This window comes from Oligoflexus sp., assembly GCF_035712445.1.
In the GTDB taxonomy this organism is placed as follows: domain Bacteria; phylum Bdellovibrionota_B; class Oligoflexia; order Oligoflexales; family Oligoflexaceae; genus Oligoflexus.
This window is the reverse complement of the sequence record NZ_DASTAT010000057.1, coordinates 1-16631: the sequence shown is the minus strand read 5'-3', so window position 1 is coordinate 16631 and position 16631 is coordinate 1. Positions and strand designations below refer to the sequence as shown.

At 54.2% G+C, this 16631-nt stretch carries 16 protein-coding genes; 8 read left to right on the top strand and 8 right to left on the bottom strand.

Going from position 1 to position 16631, the window contains the following annotated elements; genetic code table 11:
- Positions 1 to 310: 310 nt before the first annotated feature.
- On the bottom strand, positions 311 to 1957 hold the full coding sequence (locus VFO10_RS11815; RefSeq protein ID WP_325140299.1) for a hypothetical protein: 1647 nt from the start codon (positions 1955 to 1957) through the stop codon (positions 311 to 313).
- Positions 1958 to 2171: 214 nt separating this feature from the next.
- Positions 2172 to 2441 (bottom strand): hypothetical protein, encoded by a 270-nt coding sequence (locus tag VFO10_RS11810; protein WP_325140297.1) that lies wholly within the window; start codon positions 2439 to 2441, stop codon positions 2172 to 2174.
- A gap of 434 nt (positions 2442 to 2875) precedes the next feature.
- Between VFO10_RS11810 and VFO10_RS11805 the strand changes: the two genes are divergently transcribed.
- From VFO10_RS11805 to VFO10_RS11795, 3 genes are all read left to right on the top strand, one after another.
- The gene (locus VFO10_RS11805) at positions 2876 to 3442 is read left to right on the top strand and encodes an NAD(P)H-dependent oxidoreductase (protein ID WP_325140295.1); all 567 of its coding nucleotides are present in this window, start codon (positions 2876 to 2878) and stop codon (positions 3440 to 3442) included.
- Positions 3443 to 3561: 119 nt separating this feature from the next.
- Positions 3562 to 4521, top strand: coding sequence for a glucokinase (glk, locus tag VFO10_RS11800; RefSeq protein WP_325140293.1), 960 nt, complete (start codon positions 3562 to 3564; stop codon positions 4519 to 4521).
- 5 nt (positions 4522 to 4526) lie between these two features.
- Positions 4527 to 5207 carry a bifunctional 4-hydroxy-2-oxoglutarate aldolase/2-dehydro-3-deoxy-phosphogluconate aldolase gene (locus tag VFO10_RS11795; protein ID WP_325140291.1) on the top strand — a complete coding sequence of 227 codons (681 nt, stop codon included), beginning with the start codon at positions 4527 to 4529 and terminating at the stop codon, positions 5205 to 5207.
- A 185-nt stretch (positions 5208 to 5392) separates the two neighbouring features.
- Here the strand turns inward: VFO10_RS11795 and VFO10_RS11790 are convergent, their stop codons facing one another.
- The 3 genes from VFO10_RS11790 to VFO10_RS11780 all read right to left on the bottom strand — a co-directional run bounded on the left by VFO10_RS11790 (position 5393) and on the right by VFO10_RS11780 (position 9510).
- Positions 5393 to 8200, bottom strand: coding sequence for an alpha-amylase family glycosyl hydrolase (locus VFO10_RS11790; RefSeq protein WP_325140289.1), 2808 nt, complete (start codon positions 8198 to 8200; stop codon positions 5393 to 5395).
- A gap of 133 nt (positions 8201 to 8333) precedes the next feature.
- On the bottom strand, positions 8334 to 8726 hold the full coding sequence (locus VFO10_RS11785) for a hypothetical protein (protein ID WP_325140287.1): 393 nt from the start codon (positions 8724 to 8726) through the stop codon (positions 8334 to 8336).
- A 319-nt stretch (positions 8727 to 9045) separates the two neighbouring features.
- A complete protein-coding gene (locus tag VFO10_RS11780) occupies positions 9046 to 9510 on the bottom strand; it encodes a DUF420 domain-containing protein (protein WP_325140285.1) in 465 nt (154 codons plus the stop codon).
- 304 nt (positions 9511 to 9814) lie between these two features.
- Here VFO10_RS11780 and VFO10_RS11775 point away from each other — a divergent pair, with 304 nt between their 5' ends.
- From VFO10_RS11775 to VFO10_RS11760, 4 genes are all read left to right on the top strand, one after another.
- Positions 9815 to 9958, top strand: a complete 144-nt coding sequence (locus tag VFO10_RS11775; protein WP_325140283.1) for a hypothetical protein — start codon at positions 9815 to 9817, stop codon at positions 9956 to 9958.
- Between the two features lie 114 nt (positions 9959 to 10072).
- Positions 10073 to 10333, top strand: a complete 261-nt coding sequence (locus VFO10_RS11770; protein WP_325140281.1) for a GlsB/YeaQ/YmgE family stress response membrane protein — start codon at positions 10073 to 10075, stop codon at positions 10331 to 10333.
- Between the two features lie 167 nt (positions 10334 to 10500).
- Positions 10501 to 11793, top strand: coding sequence for an AarF/UbiB family protein (locus VFO10_RS11765; protein ID WP_325140279.1), 1293 nt, complete (start codon positions 10501 to 10503; stop codon positions 11791 to 11793).
- A 392-nt stretch (positions 11794 to 12185) separates the two neighbouring features.
- Positions 12186 to 12914, top strand: coding sequence for a S1 family peptidase (locus VFO10_RS11760; protein ID WP_325140277.1), 729 nt, complete (start codon positions 12186 to 12188; stop codon positions 12912 to 12914).
- 72 nt (positions 12915 to 12986) lie between these two features.
- Here VFO10_RS11760 and VFO10_RS11755 read toward each other — a convergent pair whose 3' ends face one another.
- From VFO10_RS11755 to VFO10_RS11745, 3 genes are all read right to left on the bottom strand, one after another.
- Positions 12987 to 13211, bottom strand: a complete 225-nt coding sequence (locus tag VFO10_RS11755) for a CsbD family protein (RefSeq protein ID WP_325140275.1) — start codon at positions 13209 to 13211, stop codon at positions 12987 to 12989.
- Positions 13212 to 13448: 237 nt separating this feature from the next.
- Positions 13449 to 14435 carry a hypothetical protein gene (locus VFO10_RS11750; RefSeq protein ID WP_325140273.1) on the bottom strand — a complete coding sequence of 329 codons (987 nt, stop codon included), beginning with the start codon at positions 14433 to 14435 and terminating at the stop codon, positions 13449 to 13451.
- Positions 14436 to 14637: 202 nt separating this feature from the next.
- Complete coding sequence (locus VFO10_RS11745; RefSeq protein ID WP_325140271.1) at positions 14638 to 15669, bottom strand: glycoside hydrolase family 5 protein; 1032 nt, start codon at positions 15667 to 15669, stop codon at positions 14638 to 14640.
- A gap of 233 nt (positions 15670 to 15902) precedes the next feature.
- Here VFO10_RS11745 and VFO10_RS11740 point away from each other — a divergent pair.
- A partial coding sequence (locus VFO10_RS11740; RefSeq protein ID WP_325140269.1) for a PAS domain-containing protein occupies positions 15903 to 16631 on the top strand: 729 nt, incomplete at its 3' end.

Here is a 16631-nt window from a genome sequence, read left to right as displayed (position 1 = left end):
GACAGTGCATGGGCTCCTTAGCATTCGATGCGTTCAAGCCTCAACCCACATTATCCGCTTGACGGCCTTATCCACATTGCGGAAACCTGAAGGCTGAGGCCTTAAAAATAAAGGCCGCTCTGATTGCGACCCCTTCATCCAGAACGCCAAAATCAAAGGACACGAACCCATAGTACTTTATCGCAAGCCGATTCTGACCGCTCCTGGACGGGCCCACATTCTGCGGCTTCGATACATTTGATCAAATTTCAGCTTACTGAAGTGGATTCCTTGTTGCAGAACACTCCAACAGCATTTTCTGCATCATGAATCAGCGCAGTCTTAATTGCGACTCGGCAATATAAGCAGCGATTCCGAGCCCTGTTCGAATGCCTTGGTCCCGATCGAAGGCCCAGTGAATTCCGAGATAGATGCGGCTCTGACCATTCTCTTCGATGGCCTGGGTCAGAGTCTGATAGGTGCGCGAAATCTCTGGTCGCACCTTGCCATCCGATCCGGTTGTGCGACCGTTGAACTCATCAGACCTGAAGCTGAAGGCGATACGATCCGTTCCATAAAATTGCCGGATCATTCCCATGCTGGCCGCGCCAAAGACCGCGTGTCCCGACGTGTAGGCGGGAAAGTTAGGGGTAAAATTGCGGTTGCGGGTGTTGGAGGCTGGAGCGCCGAGAGGAGCCCACTGCGGATTGCCTTCGGTGCGTGAATTCCCGTCCTGGTCACCCGAGCGGATCCCTCGAATAGGTCGCCAGAAGATAGCATCATATTTATCCGACCAGCATTGAATTCCCGAATCGGCCATGGCCATGTTCACAAGGGCGAAGAGTCGAGCATTCTCGGCGACTTTATTTTTCTTTTGGCTGGCGATGACACGGGTGATCTGGTTGTAAAGCCTGGGCGGCGTTCCCAGACCAGGAGCGCCATCGTAGGCCCAGAAAATACCAATCACCGTCTGCTCGTCGGTTCGAATCGTGGGCGTGGTGACGCCATCACCTCCCAGAGTCTTGACTTCCTCGAAAGCGGCTGCGTATTCGCGGCTTCTTAAAGACGGCGGAGGTGGTGCTGTGAAGCGGTTGGTATTCGGCAACGCAAAGGGTCGTACACTGCCCCAGTTGGGATCCAGAAAACCCTGGTTGGGGTTCAAGGGATCGACATCATGAGTTCCGATATCGCCGGAAGGTTCATAGCGGCCCGCGACTTCGGACCCATCATTTTTGCGGTCGAGCAGCATGCGCAGGGCCATGTACTTGCCAAGAATGATGCCATTGTATTCCGCGACACCATACGTATAACGCTGCAGGCTTGTATGAATAGCCTGCTCGAAGCGGCCCGCCTGGCTGGGATAAAGAAAAGACAGGCTCACATAGGCAGCAGTGCTGGCAGCGACGGCCGCATTGGTATTCGCGGGAGCTTTCACGGAGGGAAGGTAAGGGTCACTGACCTGAATTACACTCACGTAAGCATCATACATGGCGAGATGCGTGATGGCGAAAGCCCGTGATGTTCGAGTCGGACCACCCTGATCGGGAGTCTTCTGTTCGTGATCGCGGGCATTGGCATCAAGCATGATCTCATTCCATTCCAGAATGGGATCGACGCGGGTCGTCTTGGGATTCCAAGCTGATCCATTCGCAAGAGGGCGATAAAGGGCCAGCAGTTCCTGCGAACTTTTTTTCAGAAGATCGGGGTGAAGAGCAAGCGCTGATTCCAGACTGGGCAGGCGGCCTGCGTTCTGTCCCGGATCTTCTTCCTGTCCGGTCTCCGAACCCCCTTTGCCGGAAGCAGACCCATTGAGCTGACCCCCTGGCGATGTTTGCTTATCCTGATTCGCAGTCGGTGGATTATTCGTCTGAGGCGCTGAAGACACCAAAGGCGTCTCTTTCTTCGAAGATTTTTTCGTGCATGATGAAGGAGCGAAGATGAAACAAAGAGTCATGACGATGAGCGTTCGTTTGTGCATAAGAGCTTCCACAAGAGAGACAACAGGAGCCACATGGCGTCAAAGGCGAATGTAGCCTTTGATAGCCCCTTCATCGCAACCTATATGCCAATTTGGCTACAAAGTAAGAATCCGATTTATTTAATAAAAGCAGATACTTGAGGCTATCCGCAGAATATTTTGAGCGTCAGCCAATTTTTGTGGCGAAAAAATTTTAGACAGGGAAGTGGGATCTTCAGTCTCGTTCTTTGAACGTGAGGAACCGACTTCGTTCGCCATGCGGCAACGAGAGAATGAAGCGGGCCCGCACCTGAGAGCCCACCGAGGGTGCAAAGAACGAATAGGAGTCCCCGGATCCCGTCAGTGCCGTATAAAAGCGAAGACCCGACCCAATGGAGGCATCCAGGCGGGACGTAAGATGAGCGGCCCCCGCGACGACGAGCGCCATATGACAGGCGAAAGCACCCACCAGGAAGCAGCGGATCCTGCGGCTTTCTCGTAGCACAGGGACTCCTCCGTTCGTTTGAGTCTACTCGGCGGCCAGAGAGATTTGCGGAACTGCATGAGCCGGTTCCGTAATTTCAAGGCCGAAATCGCCTGGGCTCAAGCGAATGCGGATACCAGCCAATGCGTTGGTCGGACCGGGTGACTGTGAAAATCGAAAGGACTGCGATTAAATTTCGTTTCATAGTTACCTCCTTTAATATCTTGGGCCGCCCAATGCAAATCCATTCCCCGCATGCTTGCGCACATCAGCCTACAGATTATGCGAAGTTTAAAGGTTTTTTGCAGTGGACTCCTCACACGACCTGTCCGGGCGCCACATATTGCAAGGATGTGAACAGATGTGATTTGGGTATTGTCCCGAGTATGGAAAAACGGGAACTGCGATTACTATCGGGAGGGTTTGAATAAATTGCCCAAGGGAGGACGACATTTATGGCAACAAAACAGATTGGTGTCCTGGTCGGAAGTTTGCGCAAGGAATCCTTCAATCGAAAAATGGCAGAAGCCTTGACGCGCATGCAACCGGGCTCGTTAAACCTCGAGATCGTCGCGATCGGCCAACTGCCCATGTACAATCAAGATCTGGACGAGAACCCACCGAAGGAATGGGTCGAGTTTCGGGAACGGATTCGCGGATTCGATGGTATCCTCTTTGTAACCCCGGAGTATAACCGTTCCGTTCCGGCCGTTCTGAAAAACGCCATTGATGTCGGGTCGCGACCTTATGGCAAAAGCGTCTGGAATGGCAAACCCGCAGCTGTGATGAGCGTCTCGCCCAGCGCCTTGGGAGGATTCGGCTCCAATCATCATCTGCGCCAATCGCTGGTTTTTTTGAATATGCCGGTCATGCAGCAGCCGGAAGCCTATGTCGGTGGGGCGGATAAGATCTTTGGCGAGCGCGGCGAGATCAGCGTCGATAAAACCCGGGAATTTCTGCAGGGCTTTATGAAGGGTTACGCCAGCTGGGTGGAACGCTTTCCCGAGGCCGGAACCCGCTAAGTCATGGTGGCATTAGCTTCGCCGGCGAATTGCTTGGAGCCGGGTTCGCGGAAAGGTGTAGGCTCATCCTTGGACGTAGGCTATAAAGAAGGCCACGCCCTGAATAAGGATGGAGAACCATGAATCATTATCTGGTCGCGGATGTTGGCGGAACGAATGCCAGACTCGGTCTGGTCACCCCCGAAGGCAATGAAGTGTTTGGGATTGAACAGCTCTCGAACAAGAATTATCCGCACCTGATCGACGTCGTGAACGCCTATCTGAGTCGCGCGCAATGTATCGTCCTGCCGAAAAAGGCCTGCTTTGCCGTGGCCTCGCCGGTGACGAGTGATCGCATTCACTTCACCAATAATTCCTGGTCCTTTTCCGTGCAGGAATTGAAGGACCAGCTGGGCCTTGAGTATCTGAAAGTCATCAATGACTTCGAAGCGGTGGCTTTGAGCATTCCCTACCTTGGACCGCGGGAAGTCTTCCGCGTCGGTGGTGGTGAAGCCGCTCCGCACAAGACCATCGCTGTCATGGGACCGGGCACCGGCCTGGGCATGGCGGCCCTGGTTCCCGGTCATCCCAAGCCCTTGCCGCTGGCCACCGAAGGTGGTCATGCCTGCTTCGCGCCCCAGGACGAAGTGGAAGCGCATATTGCAACGCGCATCAAACAGCGCCATGGCTTTTGCTCGAATGAGGATCTTCTGTCGGGCAATGGGCTGGTTTGCATTTATGAGGGGATCTGTGATTGGCATAAGGTGCAGCCGAAATTTCAGAGTCCTTCTGAGATCGCCACCGCAGCTTTGGAAGGAACAGATGACATGAGCCGCCTGGCTCTGGAACGTTTCTGTGCGGTGCTGGGTTCCGTGGCGGGTGATTATGCGCTGCAGCTCGGAGCCCAGGGCGGTCTTTACATTGCCGGTGGCATCGTGCCGCGCTTCAAGGAATTTTTGGCCGAAAAATCACAGTTCCGCGAGCGTTTCGTCAGCAAGGGCCGTTTCCGCAGCTATCTGGAAAAAATCCCGACTTTCGTCATCATCGCGCCTCAGCCGGGTCTGATCGGAGCGGCTTCCGTTTTTGATGAAGGAAATTAACAGGCATGAACGCAGCAGCCAGCATGCTCGATATCCTCAGGCACAATCGTCTTATGCTGGCGGTCACCTTGCATGCGGCTGAAGACTGGCAGGGTTTGGGCGAATTGCTCGAAGCCAGCCAGCTGACGGCCGTGGAAATCATGCTGCGCAGTCCCTATGCGTGGGAAGGCGTGCACCAGCTTTTAAAGCACTGGCCGCAGCTCACGCTCGGGGTCGGCACTGTTTTGGATCCTGATGATCTGAAGAAAGCCCAGGACCTGGGTGTGCGTTTTGCTGTCAGTCCCGGCTCCGAGGCAAGCTTGATCCATGAGGCCCAGCGGCTGAATCTTCCCTATCTGCCAGGCATCGTGACCCCATCCGACCTTATGCTGCTGGCCCGCACGGAGTTTCGCGCGGTGAAATTTTTCCCGGCGGCTCCCCTGGGCGCCTCCTATCTGCAGGCTCTGGCCGCGCCTTTTGCGGATTTTCGCTTCTGTGTTTCCGGTGGACTTGAAATTGGAAACTATAAACAATTCTTACGGGCGAAACAGGTTGCCGCTTTATCGGGAAGCTGGCCGCTGCCGAAAAACCTGAGTGATCCCAACGCCTGCGCCCAGGCCCTGCCTTATCTGAAGCAGCTGCTGGCTGAACTGAACGAGGCTCTAGGCACGGAAAATCCACCCTCGTCCTCCAGTACAAGATGGTAATTGTTCCGGCAAAGCACGGAAACCAGAGCGGTCTTCGACTTTCATCAAAGTCAATGAAAAGCTGCCGAAAATTTAAGCAGAAACACGGCAGGATGATCCGTGTGCTTAGAGTAACGGTGATGCACGAATCATAGGACAGAACGTCAGCGCAAAGGAAGGCTGACGCTCTGTATCTTTCCCAAAAATCAGCGGGCTTTTTCCACTTTGAAGAAGGTCAGCGGCTTATCGCTGCTGAGATCCTTCGCAGGAATATGGATCAGATCGAACACATACTTCCCATCCTGGCCTTTGGGCACCTGGAAGGAAAGGTTGCCGCTGCCGCCCGAGCTGGTCAGACCCTGCTCTTCGACCGGCGCTCCGAAGTTACTGTCCGCGCTCCAGCCTTCATCCGCAAACTTGAATTCGGCGCCGCCGCTGCCCAGTTTAATTTTGGTGCGGTAGGTATAGTTGCCTTCATACTCAAGCTCGTTGTCGGGATTCCAGCTGTTCATGCTGCCGCGTACATAAAGGTCTTTTTTGCCCAAAGGCGCGGCCGCTTTCGGATTGCTGGGCAGGGCCTGAGGCTTCGTATCGGGCGCCGGTTTCATCGCATCGAAGCTGACTTCGTGCTTGTTATTGATGTAGACCGTGACCAGGGGTTCACCCTGCGGACCGGGTTTGATGTTCGGGTTGATCTGGTCTTTGAAACTCAGAAGAACCGGCCGATCGAAGCTGACGGAATCTTCATCCTTGGGGTCTGTTCGACCTTCAAAAATAAGGGTTTCCTTGGCTTCCTGCAGTGGCCAGGCGAAGGTGAACTGACCCTTCTCGAAGTTCTGCGGGACTGCGATGGCTCCGCGGTGACTCAGAGTGTAGACGCGGTTTCTGTTGTTGCCGTTTTCATAGTGAACGGTGACCAGAGGCGCGCGACCATCGACGATGAGTTTACGCTGCACGCTGGCCTTGGCTCCGCTGCGTGCGACCACATCCGCTTTCAGGATCAGGTCGGTGCCGTTCGGATACTGACTGCCTTCGATATAGGCGCGGAACGGGGCGTTGAAGTCGGTGTAGAGCGGTTTGAAGTCCTTGTCTTTGGCTGTTTTTACCGAGAAAGCAACCTTATACTCACCAGTCTCGGGCAGCTTCACTTCACCAAAGAAAAGATCGGCCACGCGCTGGCCTTCTTCCAGATTACCGATCTGAGGCGTCAGAGCCGTGCGCGCCTGTTCTTTCGCTTTGCTGCCTTTCAGGATGGCAAACGAGAGGGCCGGAAGTTTCAGATCCTTGCCGAGGGTTCCTGTGGGATAGACAAGGCTATAGCCTGCGCGAGTCCAGGGCAGACTCAGCTCGGCATTCTTCACGTTGAAGACGACGAGGTAATCCTCGTTGCTCTCGAACTGGGTCCGGCGGAAGGCCAGCACATCCTTGCCGAGGTCACGGACGGGGAAGTATTCACCGTTGCGCAGGCCGGGGTTGCTTTTGTAAACCTGGGCGAAGGTGGCCAGGGTTTTATAGAGCGGGTGATTGGTATCGAAGGAATCCTTATCGGGATTCAAAGGCACGCCGACCTTTTTCATCTCGCGATAGCTCTTCGTCTTCGAAACAAACATATCCTCGCGCGCGCCCTTGTCGCCGCCTTTGCCGACGAAGCCCTGCTCATCACCGTAGTAAATGATGGGCACGCCGCGGGCGAAGTACATGAAGGCGTTGGCCAGAGTCAAACGCTTCAGAATTTCCTCGTCCGATGCGTTCTTGAAATGCTCTTTCATGAAATAAGCGAGGCGGCCGATATCGTGGTTGCTCACGAAGTTCATCATTTTCTGGGGCGCGCTGGCCAGACGATGCACATCATCCTGGGCCAGGTAATCGTGCAGGCGTTCGAAACCATGTTCGTCCGCGAACACATCTTTCACCGCGGCCTGCATGCCGAAGTCGAGAACGCTATCGAACTTGCCGAGGCGCGTATAACGGCTCAGAAGCGCAGGATCGTTCGAGAAGACCTCACCGAACATATAGAAGTGGGGAACACCGGCATCCTGGGCCGCCTTGCGCACGGCGGGGATGAACTGCTCCCAGAATTCGATGTTCACGTGCTTCACCGTATCGATGCGGAAACCATCGAACTTATACTTGCGAATCAGATCCGCATAGATATCGACCATCCCCTGCACGACCTTCGGATGTTCGGTCATGAGGTCATCCAGGCCGAAGAAGTCGCCCATTTCCGAGCTTTCACCGGAAAAGGTGGAGTTGCCGCGGTTGTGGTAAAGGGTGATGTCGTTCAGCCAATCGGGTTTCTTCTTGATCTTGGGATCATAGATATAAGGTGTGTAGGCAAAGTTCATGTCCTTCAGCTTCGCGAAATTCTCGGCGCTGAAGTCACCATCGACGAAACCCTCGTTGAGTTTTTTGCCGTTCTTGGTGGTCACGAAGGGGAAATCGTCTTTCGAACGATAGGGGCAGTCCCAGCATTCGCGATAGCTGATCACATCCGCCGTGTGGTTGGTGATCACATCTATAAAGAGCTTCATGCCGCGCTTATGCGCTTCCTCCACGAGGTTCTTGAAATCCTCTTCCGTTCCCCAGTGGGGATCCACTGTGGTGAAGTCGAGGGTCCAGTAACCGTGGTAGCCGGAGCTGGCACCGATCGGGCCATCGCCGACCTGGGTCGCGCGGTTTTTCAGGATGGGTGAAAGCCAGATCGAGGTGACCCCGAGTCCCTGCAGGTAATCGAGTTTCTGGATGATCCCTTTGAAGTCACCACCGTGATAAAAATTCTCGAGTTCCGGTTGATACCCGTGACGAACAATGTCCTCTTTGGTGTCCTTTTCACCGACCGGAATCCGATCAAAGGCCTTGTTGTTGGCGGGATCCCCGTCATTGAAGCGATCCATTACGACGAAATAAAACACTTCATCGTTGATGGGACGATTGAAATTGGCCCCGGCCGCATTGAGGCCAGCCCAGGGCGTGAGCAGGCTACAGGCGAGCGCCAGCTTTTGCCATAGTTTCATAGCTCAGACTCCTTCCGCAGACTTTTCCGAAACAATTGTTGGCGCTGAATAACTTAATCAATCGGGGGAAGGAAATAAAGGCTCGGACCATGCCCCTGAGCGAAAACTAACCGAAAGGTAGCTTGGAAATGGCTCAGGGAGCAGGTGCGGCGGTGCGGATGTGATTCAAGATAGCCTTGCACACGGGACCGTGTACACCAAACGCGTAACCGATAAACTTAAGCTGATCGCTGGGCTGCGCGGCTGGCAGGACATTCAGCTGGGTGATTACGCGATCAACGTACGCTGGTTCATCACGCAGTTTTTCTTCCAGATGGCGCAGACAGTATTCCGCAACAACGTCATTGACGTTCAGGCAGCGGCTGATGATGCTGCGCGCCAGGTTGCGTTCACCGGCCTGCACTTTTTCCAAAAGAAAAAGCATGGCGTCCTGAGAAAGCTGCAGGGGAATGCCGCTGGGCGAAACCATTCTGAGTGTGGGGATCGCCCTGGACTCCAGTCCATCCGAGGGCTTATTCGATGACATGACAGAGCCTCCTTAAAAGGTTAAAAGGATTTGGAAAGTTCCAAAACCTGCTGACAACGAGTGACGGCTGCAAAAGTTCGGTGGACCTCAACCGATTGAATGCTCCAGTGCTCGGTAGAACCCGACCGAATGAACGACAACTCTTCGGATAGGAAAAGATGACAAATGAGTCGGGGGTAAAAGCTCAATCTCTACGCGAGCTTTTCGACTCGTCGGACCAGAAGAGTATATTTAGACAGAGCCATTTTTGCAAGAGGCTCAGCCTTCAGGAGTTTGAGGTTCCGACGCTGAGGTAGGACTCTGCCAGAGTTCCCTTTTATTATGCCATAAACGCCAGCCAAAAGAATAACCAGCCGGAAAGAGTTGTACCGATCATCGCATAGGCCGACAGTCTTCCGAAAAATTTGTGCTGGAACCGATACTTGCCGTTTTCCGTGTCAATGTGCTGCCAAAGCGCCATGGTAATCGTATAGATCCAAAGGAAAAGGGTAGGGATGGCAAAAAAGAGATGGAAGATCAGGGAGGGTATCACCAGGGTCGTGTAATAGGGCGAGGCCTCGGCGTACTGCCGCCAACCATAGAGGCGCATATCGAGCTCGAAAACCAGGATTGCGATGCCCAGGACGAGCCCCAGAAGGATTTGCAGGCGCTTATGGAGCTGGTAGTCCCTGCGCTGACGGACCTGATAAAGGCTGAAGAGCATCACGGGAATAACGGCGGCCATGGCCAAAGCGATGAAATCAAGAGTGAAACTCGCTCGGCTCATGGGCAGAAAACCTTCCACTCTAACTCCCTGATAAAACGAATAGATATCATTAAACGGCCCGGGTCTTGGACGCGCCGATGAAGCGGACGCCACAAAAGTGATGGAGCCTTTCCTAAAGTCTCAGCAACTTCACGATTTTACCCTAGTCATCCGCTGTGGGAAACGAGGCGTTTCTTGGCTGTGATGGCTACGTGGGACAGCGTCACCGAAAAACTGCAGACGGAAGAAAAACTGCCCGCAGATTCAGCTCGGGGATCAGACCTTCGATCAGCCCATGCTGACCTGGGAACTAATTACAGGAAAACTCGCGCTGGAAACCAACATGGTCCGCGCCCAGTCCATGGTTGATAACGCCCCCATCAATACTACGATGGCCGACCGGGGGTGGCAGCGGCGAAGGGGCTTTGCTGAACTCGCAACCCGCTTGAATCAGATCGTTACAACAGTTGCGGTGGAAGGTCTTTGAACCTGATTTTCGCACCCGAGTGACCGGCCATGGTCGCTCTTTTTTTTGCCTCGTCATTCCGTGGTCTGGCTTTTGCAATGCCTCAGGCAGAGTCATGTCCATAGGAGGCTATTCATGGGACTCATCGTGACAATCATCATTGGTTTCTTCGTCGGTTTGATCGCTAAATTCCTTATGCCAGGTCGTGATCCTGGTGGCTTCATCATCACCATCCTTCTGGGTATCGGTGGTGCCTTGACAGCCAATTTCCTGGGTCGTGCCCTTGGTCTTTACTCGACCAATGAAGCCGCTGGTTTCATTGCTTCGGTCATCGGCGCTATGATTCTGCTCGCTATCTACCGGGCATTTTCGGGCCGCGGCCGACTCACGCATTGAGTTGCTTGAATTGGAACTTCCTGTAGACTGGCGAAAACAGTCGGCGAAGAGACTTGCAGTCTTAAAGTCGCCGGCTGTTGCCGCTAGCCAAGCTCTTCAAAATTTCCCCGTCTCGACAGTCCTGGATAGATAGCAGATAATGGTTCCATCCTTCATGGGAGCGAGCCATGCCTTCACCTCTGTCCAGACTCACCACCGGACTGAAATACTCCTCCATACTTGCCAGGACTCTGGTTCTGAAAAATTGGAACGAGGCTGCCAGCCGCCGTTACCTGATCGAAAGTCTCGGAAGCATGCCAGGCATCAGCGCCAAGGCCGCTCAATTCATGGCCATGAAACTCGGTGAAGGCGCCCATAGACAGGACAATCCCGTGTCGCTGGAACCCATGCCTCTCGCTTTGGTGAAAGCCCGCATTGCCGCGGAAGCGCCGCGCCTTCATGCCGAGCTTTTGGAAATCAGCGAGCAGGCTCAGGTGGCATCTTTGGGTCAGGTCCATGAAGGCCTTTTAAGGTCGGGGGAAAGGGTTGCGATCAAGGTGCAGTTCCCTGACCTGCAAAAAAGCTTCGACGAGCAGCTGGGACTTCTGCGGCAGGTGAGCAAGGCCGGACCGCCGAAAAAATTTCGTTTCGAGATGGAAGCGATCCTGGATTACTTTGCGGATTCCCTGCAGCGGGAAGTCGATTATGAAGGTGAAGCGCAGAGGCAAATGGAAGCCGCGCGCCTTCTTCCCAAAAATAAACCGATCGTCGTGGCCCGCGTGTATCCCGAATACAGTTCACGCACCATACTCACCCAAAGCTATGAAGCGTCCAGCCCCATCTCCCGTATCAAAGAGCGGCCGGAGGAGGCCAGGCGCGAATGCGCACGCGCGCTCCTTGAATATTTCCTGCACGCGGTCTTCGTCGCGCGCAGCGTTCACACCGATCCGCATCCGGGCAATCTTGGTTTTCGAACGATGGCGCCACAGGACGGCAGGAATTACGAGCTGGTTCTTTATGATTTCGGTTCGACCATGACCTTGACCGAAAAAGACGTCAGCACGCTTTGGAATCTGATTCATGCCTATCAGAATCAACGCGATGTGGTGCCCTTTGATGAGATGGTGGCGCTTGGTTTCGATGCCCAGAAACTTTTGCCTTTGCGTGAACGCCTGCCTTGCCTGATGGAAAAGCTTTTGGAACCTTTTTGCGTCGACCGCGACTTTGATTTCCAAAGCTGGAATCTGAAAGATCACTTTGAGTCCGTGTTAGGCGCGGACCGCTGGTGGTTTCGTTCGGCCGGTCCTCCCTGGTTTTTGATGCTGATGCGCTCCATGCAGGGCCTTGTTCATGCGCTTTGTGAATTGAAGGTTGCGGTTCCCGTGAAAAGGATCCTGCTCGATCTTCCGTTGGAGGCTCCAAAGGAGCATGCGCCTTCCGTCCTGGCCCAGCTTTCCCCATCCGCGCGCGGCAGCTGTTAGACCTTATTCCCGAACAGACCCTGGCCCGTATGCAGGACGCGAGGCTTGACCTTGCGAGCCTCAAGCGTCGCATTCGGCAGTCAGGTTAGCTGCCGCAGACTGTGTTCGCAGCGGAAACCCGTGAACGTCTCTATCGCGTCCGGCTTGAGTGATTTCTCTTTCTAAAAATGAAAGAAGAACGCGCCGCAGCCTTGTATACAGAGTCACTCTTTTCAAAAGATTTCGGTGACTTGAAGCATGCTGCTGAACCTTCCGTAGCGATCCCCTCCCGTGCTTGTCAATTGCAGATTTCAAAAATCCAGCAGGGTTGTCATTTCCCGGTGCCCATGCGAAACCCTTGGCTGTTTGGTCAAAGCCGATTTTTTTTCTTGTGACACAACAGGAGTGAGAAGATGCGTTCTATGAAATTCTGGAGCCTTCCCTTGGCGGCGATGGCTCTGTCAGCATGCGGGACAGGGGATACCACGAGCGAAACGAAAATCATCAACGGAACCCTCGCGCCCGACGGCGGCGCCATCGAACAGTCAACCGTGGCCCTGGCGTCCAGCAACGGCCAGGTTTTTTGCACGGGAACCCTGATTGACAAAAGGTTCGTGGTATCCGCCGGACACTGCCTCGCCAACTATCGCGGCACGCTTTACATTGGTTTCGGTCGCAGCAGCACCGAATTCAAATACGTGAAAGCCGCCGACTACGCGGTCAACCCCGCTTACACGGGAAGCTTCAACAAAAGCGTTCCGAGTGATATTTCGGTGATCGAGCTGAGCGCAGCGGCACCCGCTGGTTACAATCCGGTCGCGATCTATAAGGGTTCGATCACGCGTGGCTCCAATCTCGCTCTGGCCGGCTTTGGCCAAACGCAGTCAGGCGGCAGCGGACGTCTTTACTACACCAGCGTCAGCGTCAGCGGAACGACCAGCAATGAAATCACGGTTTATGAAAATGGAACGGGATCATGCTATGGGGATTCGGGTGGACCGGCCTATGTCTCCAGCGGTGGCCGCCTGCTTGTGATCGGCGCCACTTCGCGCGGAGAAACCGGCTGTCGGGGATCGAGCATTTATACGAATGTCGCGTATCACCTGAACTGGCTCCGCAGCTGGACCGGCGTGAACCTTTAAAAAAAGCAATGCCATTGGCTTTGACCAAGCCAATGGCTCTTGTGAGTGATGCTGATAGCCACTCAAATATATTTAGGACATGGACGACCGACGGTCTTTGTCCATGGAAGCAATGTATTGGTCAAGTTCTGCTTCCGCGCGGTCTTTTGCAAAGCCGTAGCGTTCCTGCAGCTTGCCAACAATACGATCCTTCTTGCCGGCTACCAGTTCCATATCATCATCCGTGAGTTTGGCCCATTTTTCACGAATGCTGCCTTTCAAGTCCTTCCAATTGCCTTCCACTTGATCCCAGTTCATAGTTTGCCTCCGGTTTGTTTGAGTGCTTTCACTTGCGTGAATCCGGCCCTCTTTCTTTCACATTGCGTGCCACCCTGAAAACCGCGTCGTGACGCGAAGATGAGAATAAACATCCCGGGGCCCTGCAGCGGGATTCATACAGGCCTGCAGGGAAAAACCAACTCGACGTGCATGCAATCGTGAAATAAAAAAAGCCGCCGAGGAATCCTCGGCGGCTCGAGATTCAAACACTAGGAATTAGCGCAGGCGCAGGGCAGCGGGTTGAGCTGCCACACCCTGGAGCTTATCAAACGAAGGTGGAAAGCTGCGGAGGTAACCGATGATGTTCGCTTCATCCGCAGGGGCTGCGAAGGTGAACTTGTGGTTAGGGTTGGCCATCGGTGTTCCGTCGGGGTACACGGCGTTCTTCACAAGGCCGATGATTTCGGCGTCGGTGCCGTAGGCCAGGTAGTCCGACGAGTGCTTCAGAAATGCATCGTTGGTGGTTGTTGCTGTCCCATGGCAGCCCGCGCAGCCGCCAGCGGCTCCTGTTGCGGTGTTGTCATAGCGGGTTTTTCCAGCTGTGATCTGTGCAGCCGTGTAGGCCGTGATCACGACGGGAGCGCTGAAGGTCGCGCCATCAACCATGGCGGTAATCGTGGTGTTTCCCGCAGCTTTCATGGAATAACGACGGGCATAGAATTTCTGAGTGACCTTCACATAGTTGGGTTGACCAGCCAAGGCCGCGTCCGGTATAGCAACCGCGGTATCGGTGATGAAGGCGGCATCGACCTTGAAGGAGAATTCGGTTTGAAGCTTGGTCAAAGCTGCAACCATCTCAGGATTTTCTTTGAATTCAGTAGCCCATTTTTCCATCCAGGCATCGAATTCCGCTTCGGTCGCGAACTCAGGCAGTTCCAAAGCGTTCGAGAAATCAGGCACAGCGGCCACGGCATAGACCCAGATCATTTCAAACTTCTGGGTTCCACCGGGAACGACGCCGAAGTAAAGCGAACGGCCAGGGGCCGGAGCGGACAAAGGATACACACCAATGGATGGTGGATAGAGTTCGGTTAATTTCTTGGCGGGAGCGGCCGGCTTGGTGCCTGAGGCATCACCAGCTGCAGGCGCTTTTTCTTCGGTTTTGGCGGCCTGACCTTGTTCTTCGGTCTTTTCCTCTACTTTTTTCTGTCCGCAGGACAAAGCCAGGATCGTGACCAACGAAGTTGCAAGAAAACGTTTCATCCAATGCCCTCCCTCATGGCGTCTTTAGGAGCACCTCTGTGCCTATCGAATCGTATTTCTGTCCATCCGTTTTCTATCGCAAGATCGAGGCCCTGATTCCGCTCCGTCCAAGCGTCTGGAACGATTGCCGGTAATATTCCTGGTATCCATGCTTTGCGTGAACTCTGGACGTCGCTGTCCTATCTTCAGACAGGGAAATCTTTCACCGGGGTAAGGTCCCGCTGCCGAAGCGTTGATTCAGGCGGTCATCATCCAGAAGATCGAGCACCCTGCGCCCCCAGCTGCGCAGTTCCGCATCGGTAACCTCGCCATCGTCCATGCTGCCCGGCTGAAACCAGCCATAGGGCTCCGTTTCATCGGAATAGCTCCAGGCCGCCCAGGATATGTTATGGCGATTCATCCAGTCCACATAGCGCTGAAAACTGGCTTCGTTGATGGAACCGTCGCTGTTTTCCGGCGACTGAGCCGCCCATTCCGTAACGAAGATGGGCAGGCGAGCGGCGATCGTCTCGTTCTGCTCCTGGAAGCGGTGAAAGCTTGCATAGAAATGAAAGGCATAGGCAATGTTCGGGCGCGGCACGGGATCGGTCAGTGGCAGGGCGATCTCCTGCGACCAGGTCGCCGTAGGCACGATAATCAGGGCATCCGAATCAATTGCGCGAATTTCATCGATGCGCTTGATCGCATATGATCGAATTCGGCTCCAAGGTACTTTTTTGCTATAGGTCGAGGCTCCCGTGGGTTCGTTAAAAATTTCATAAATGATCTGTCCGCTTTTTCCATAGCGTCGCGCGACATCCTGAAGAAATCGAATGGCCATGGTTTCCACGCCCGCATCATCGGGCGAAGCGACGGCATGAAAATCAGCGATCACATAAAAGCCTTGTTTTATAGCATAATCGGCCAGCTTTTGAAAGGCGCCCCAATGCTCTTCATACGAAGCGGAAAGTCCTCCACGGCCCCAGTGCAGGGGAATGCGGACCAGATTCGCGCCGGACCCTTTCAAATAGTCCAAGGATTGCTGCGTGTAGCGGAATTCCAAAAGATCCATGAGTCCGCCGCCGCGCAGGACCACAGGCGTTCCGTCCTGCGCCACGATCTGAGATCCTTCCACCCGCAGGCGGCCATGCACGGCAGGATCGGCTCGCACCGCTGCGTCCACGACCTCGGGAACGGCAAGACAAAAAGCGCAGTTCAGAAGAATAAGGAAAAAGCGGCCCAGGCGTATGTACATAAAAAGAGTCTCCCCATAAAAAATTCAAAAAAGTGGAAAGACCCGCATCATGAAGTATTAAGGGCTTACGGTGAACCGCCAAGTCTGGGCGGTCCATGTTTACCACCGGGTGGACTTGCCGGGATGATGACTGCTCATTTTCTGTGGGCGAAACGCTATAGCATTGCGATTTAATTCCGACACATTCCAGGTCAGTCCAGGATGTACGTTAGGAACCAACGAGGCATCGAGTTATGCAAAACGCAAAAAAGATGAATTTTGAATCGAATCCCAATGACAAGGCCGAGGAAACAGAGCCCTCGATTCAGGATTTGAAACAGCGGATGGAAGCCATCGATCGTGCTCTGGCCGTCATCGAATTCTCCATGGATGGGGTGATTCAAACGGCCAATGCCAATTTTCTGAAGACCTTTGGCTATAAGCTATCTGACATCGTTGGGCAGCACCACCGCATGTTCTGCGACCCGGTCTTCGCGAGGTCTCCTGCCTATAAAGAGTTCTGGCAGCAGCTGAACCGCGGGCAGTTCTTCACCGGCGAGCATCGCCGTTTGGGGCGTGGCGGTCAGGAGATCTGGATCCAGGCCTCTTATAATCCAGTGATCGGCGACGATGGTCAGCCCTATAAGATCGTGAAAATCGCCAGCGACATCACCGAGACGAAACTTAAGAACGCGGATTATGAAGGCCAGATCCAGGCCATCGGCAAGTCACAGGCCGTGATCGAATTCAGCCTGGACGGTACGATTACCGATGCCAATGAAAACTTCCTGCAGACCCTCGGCTATACCCTGGATGAAGTGAAGGGTCGGCATCATCGCATGTTCTGCGACCCATCCTTTGTCCAGTCCGTGGAGTACCGGCATTTCTGGGAGAAGCTCGGACGGGGAGAGTTTGACCGCGGTGAATACAAGCGCATTGGGAAAGGGGGACGCGAAGTCTGGATTGCGGCGTCCTATAACCCC

Excerpts from the sequence above, each read along its gene's own strand:
- VFO10_RS11815 (WP_325140299.1), bottom strand. The coding sequence starts at position 1,957 with ATGCACAAACGAACGCTCATCGTCATGACTCTTTGTTTCATCTTCGCT.
- VFO10_RS11805 (WP_325140295.1), top strand. The coding sequence starts at position 2,876 with ATGGCAACAAAACAGATTGGTGTCCTGGTCGGAAGTTTGCGCAAGGAA.
- glk (WP_325140293.1), top strand. The coding sequence starts at position 3,562 with ATGAATCATTATCTGGTCGCGGATGTTGGCGGAACGAATGCCAGACTC.
- VFO10_RS11795 (WP_325140291.1), top strand. The coding sequence starts at position 4,527 with ATGAACGCAGCAGCCAGCATGCTCGATATCCTCAGGCACAATCGTCTT.
- VFO10_RS11790 (WP_325140289.1), bottom strand. The coding sequence starts at position 8,200 with ATGAAACTATGGCAAAAGCTGGCGCTCGCCTGTAGCCTGCTCACGCCC.
- VFO10_RS11785 (WP_325140287.1), bottom strand. The coding sequence starts at position 8,726 with ATGTCATCGAATAAGCCCTCGGATGGACTGGAGTCCAGGGCGATCCCC.
- VFO10_RS11775 (WP_325140283.1), top strand. The coding sequence starts at position 9,815 with ATGGTCCGCGCCCAGTCCATGGTTGATAACGCCCCCATCAATACTACG.
- VFO10_RS11770 (WP_325140281.1), top strand. The coding sequence starts at position 10,073 with ATGGGACTCATCGTGACAATCATCATTGGTTTCTTCGTCGGTTTGATC.
- VFO10_RS11765 (WP_325140279.1), top strand. The coding sequence starts at position 10,501 with ATGCCTTCACCTCTGTCCAGACTCACCACCGGACTGAAATACTCCTCC.
- VFO10_RS11760 (WP_325140277.1), top strand. The coding sequence starts at position 12,186 with ATGCGTTCTATGAAATTCTGGAGCCTTCCCTTGGCGGCGATGGCTCTG.
- VFO10_RS11755 (WP_325140275.1), bottom strand. The coding sequence starts at position 13,211 with ATGAACTGGGATCAAGTGGAAGGCAATTGGAAGGACTTGAAAGGCAGC.
- VFO10_RS11750 (WP_325140273.1), bottom strand. The coding sequence starts at position 14,435 with ATGAAACGTTTTCTTGCAACTTCGTTGGTCACGATCCTGGCTTTGTCC.
- VFO10_RS11745 (WP_325140271.1), bottom strand. The coding sequence starts at position 15,669 with ATGTACATACGCCTGGGCCGCTTTTTCCTTATTCTTCTGAACTGCGCT.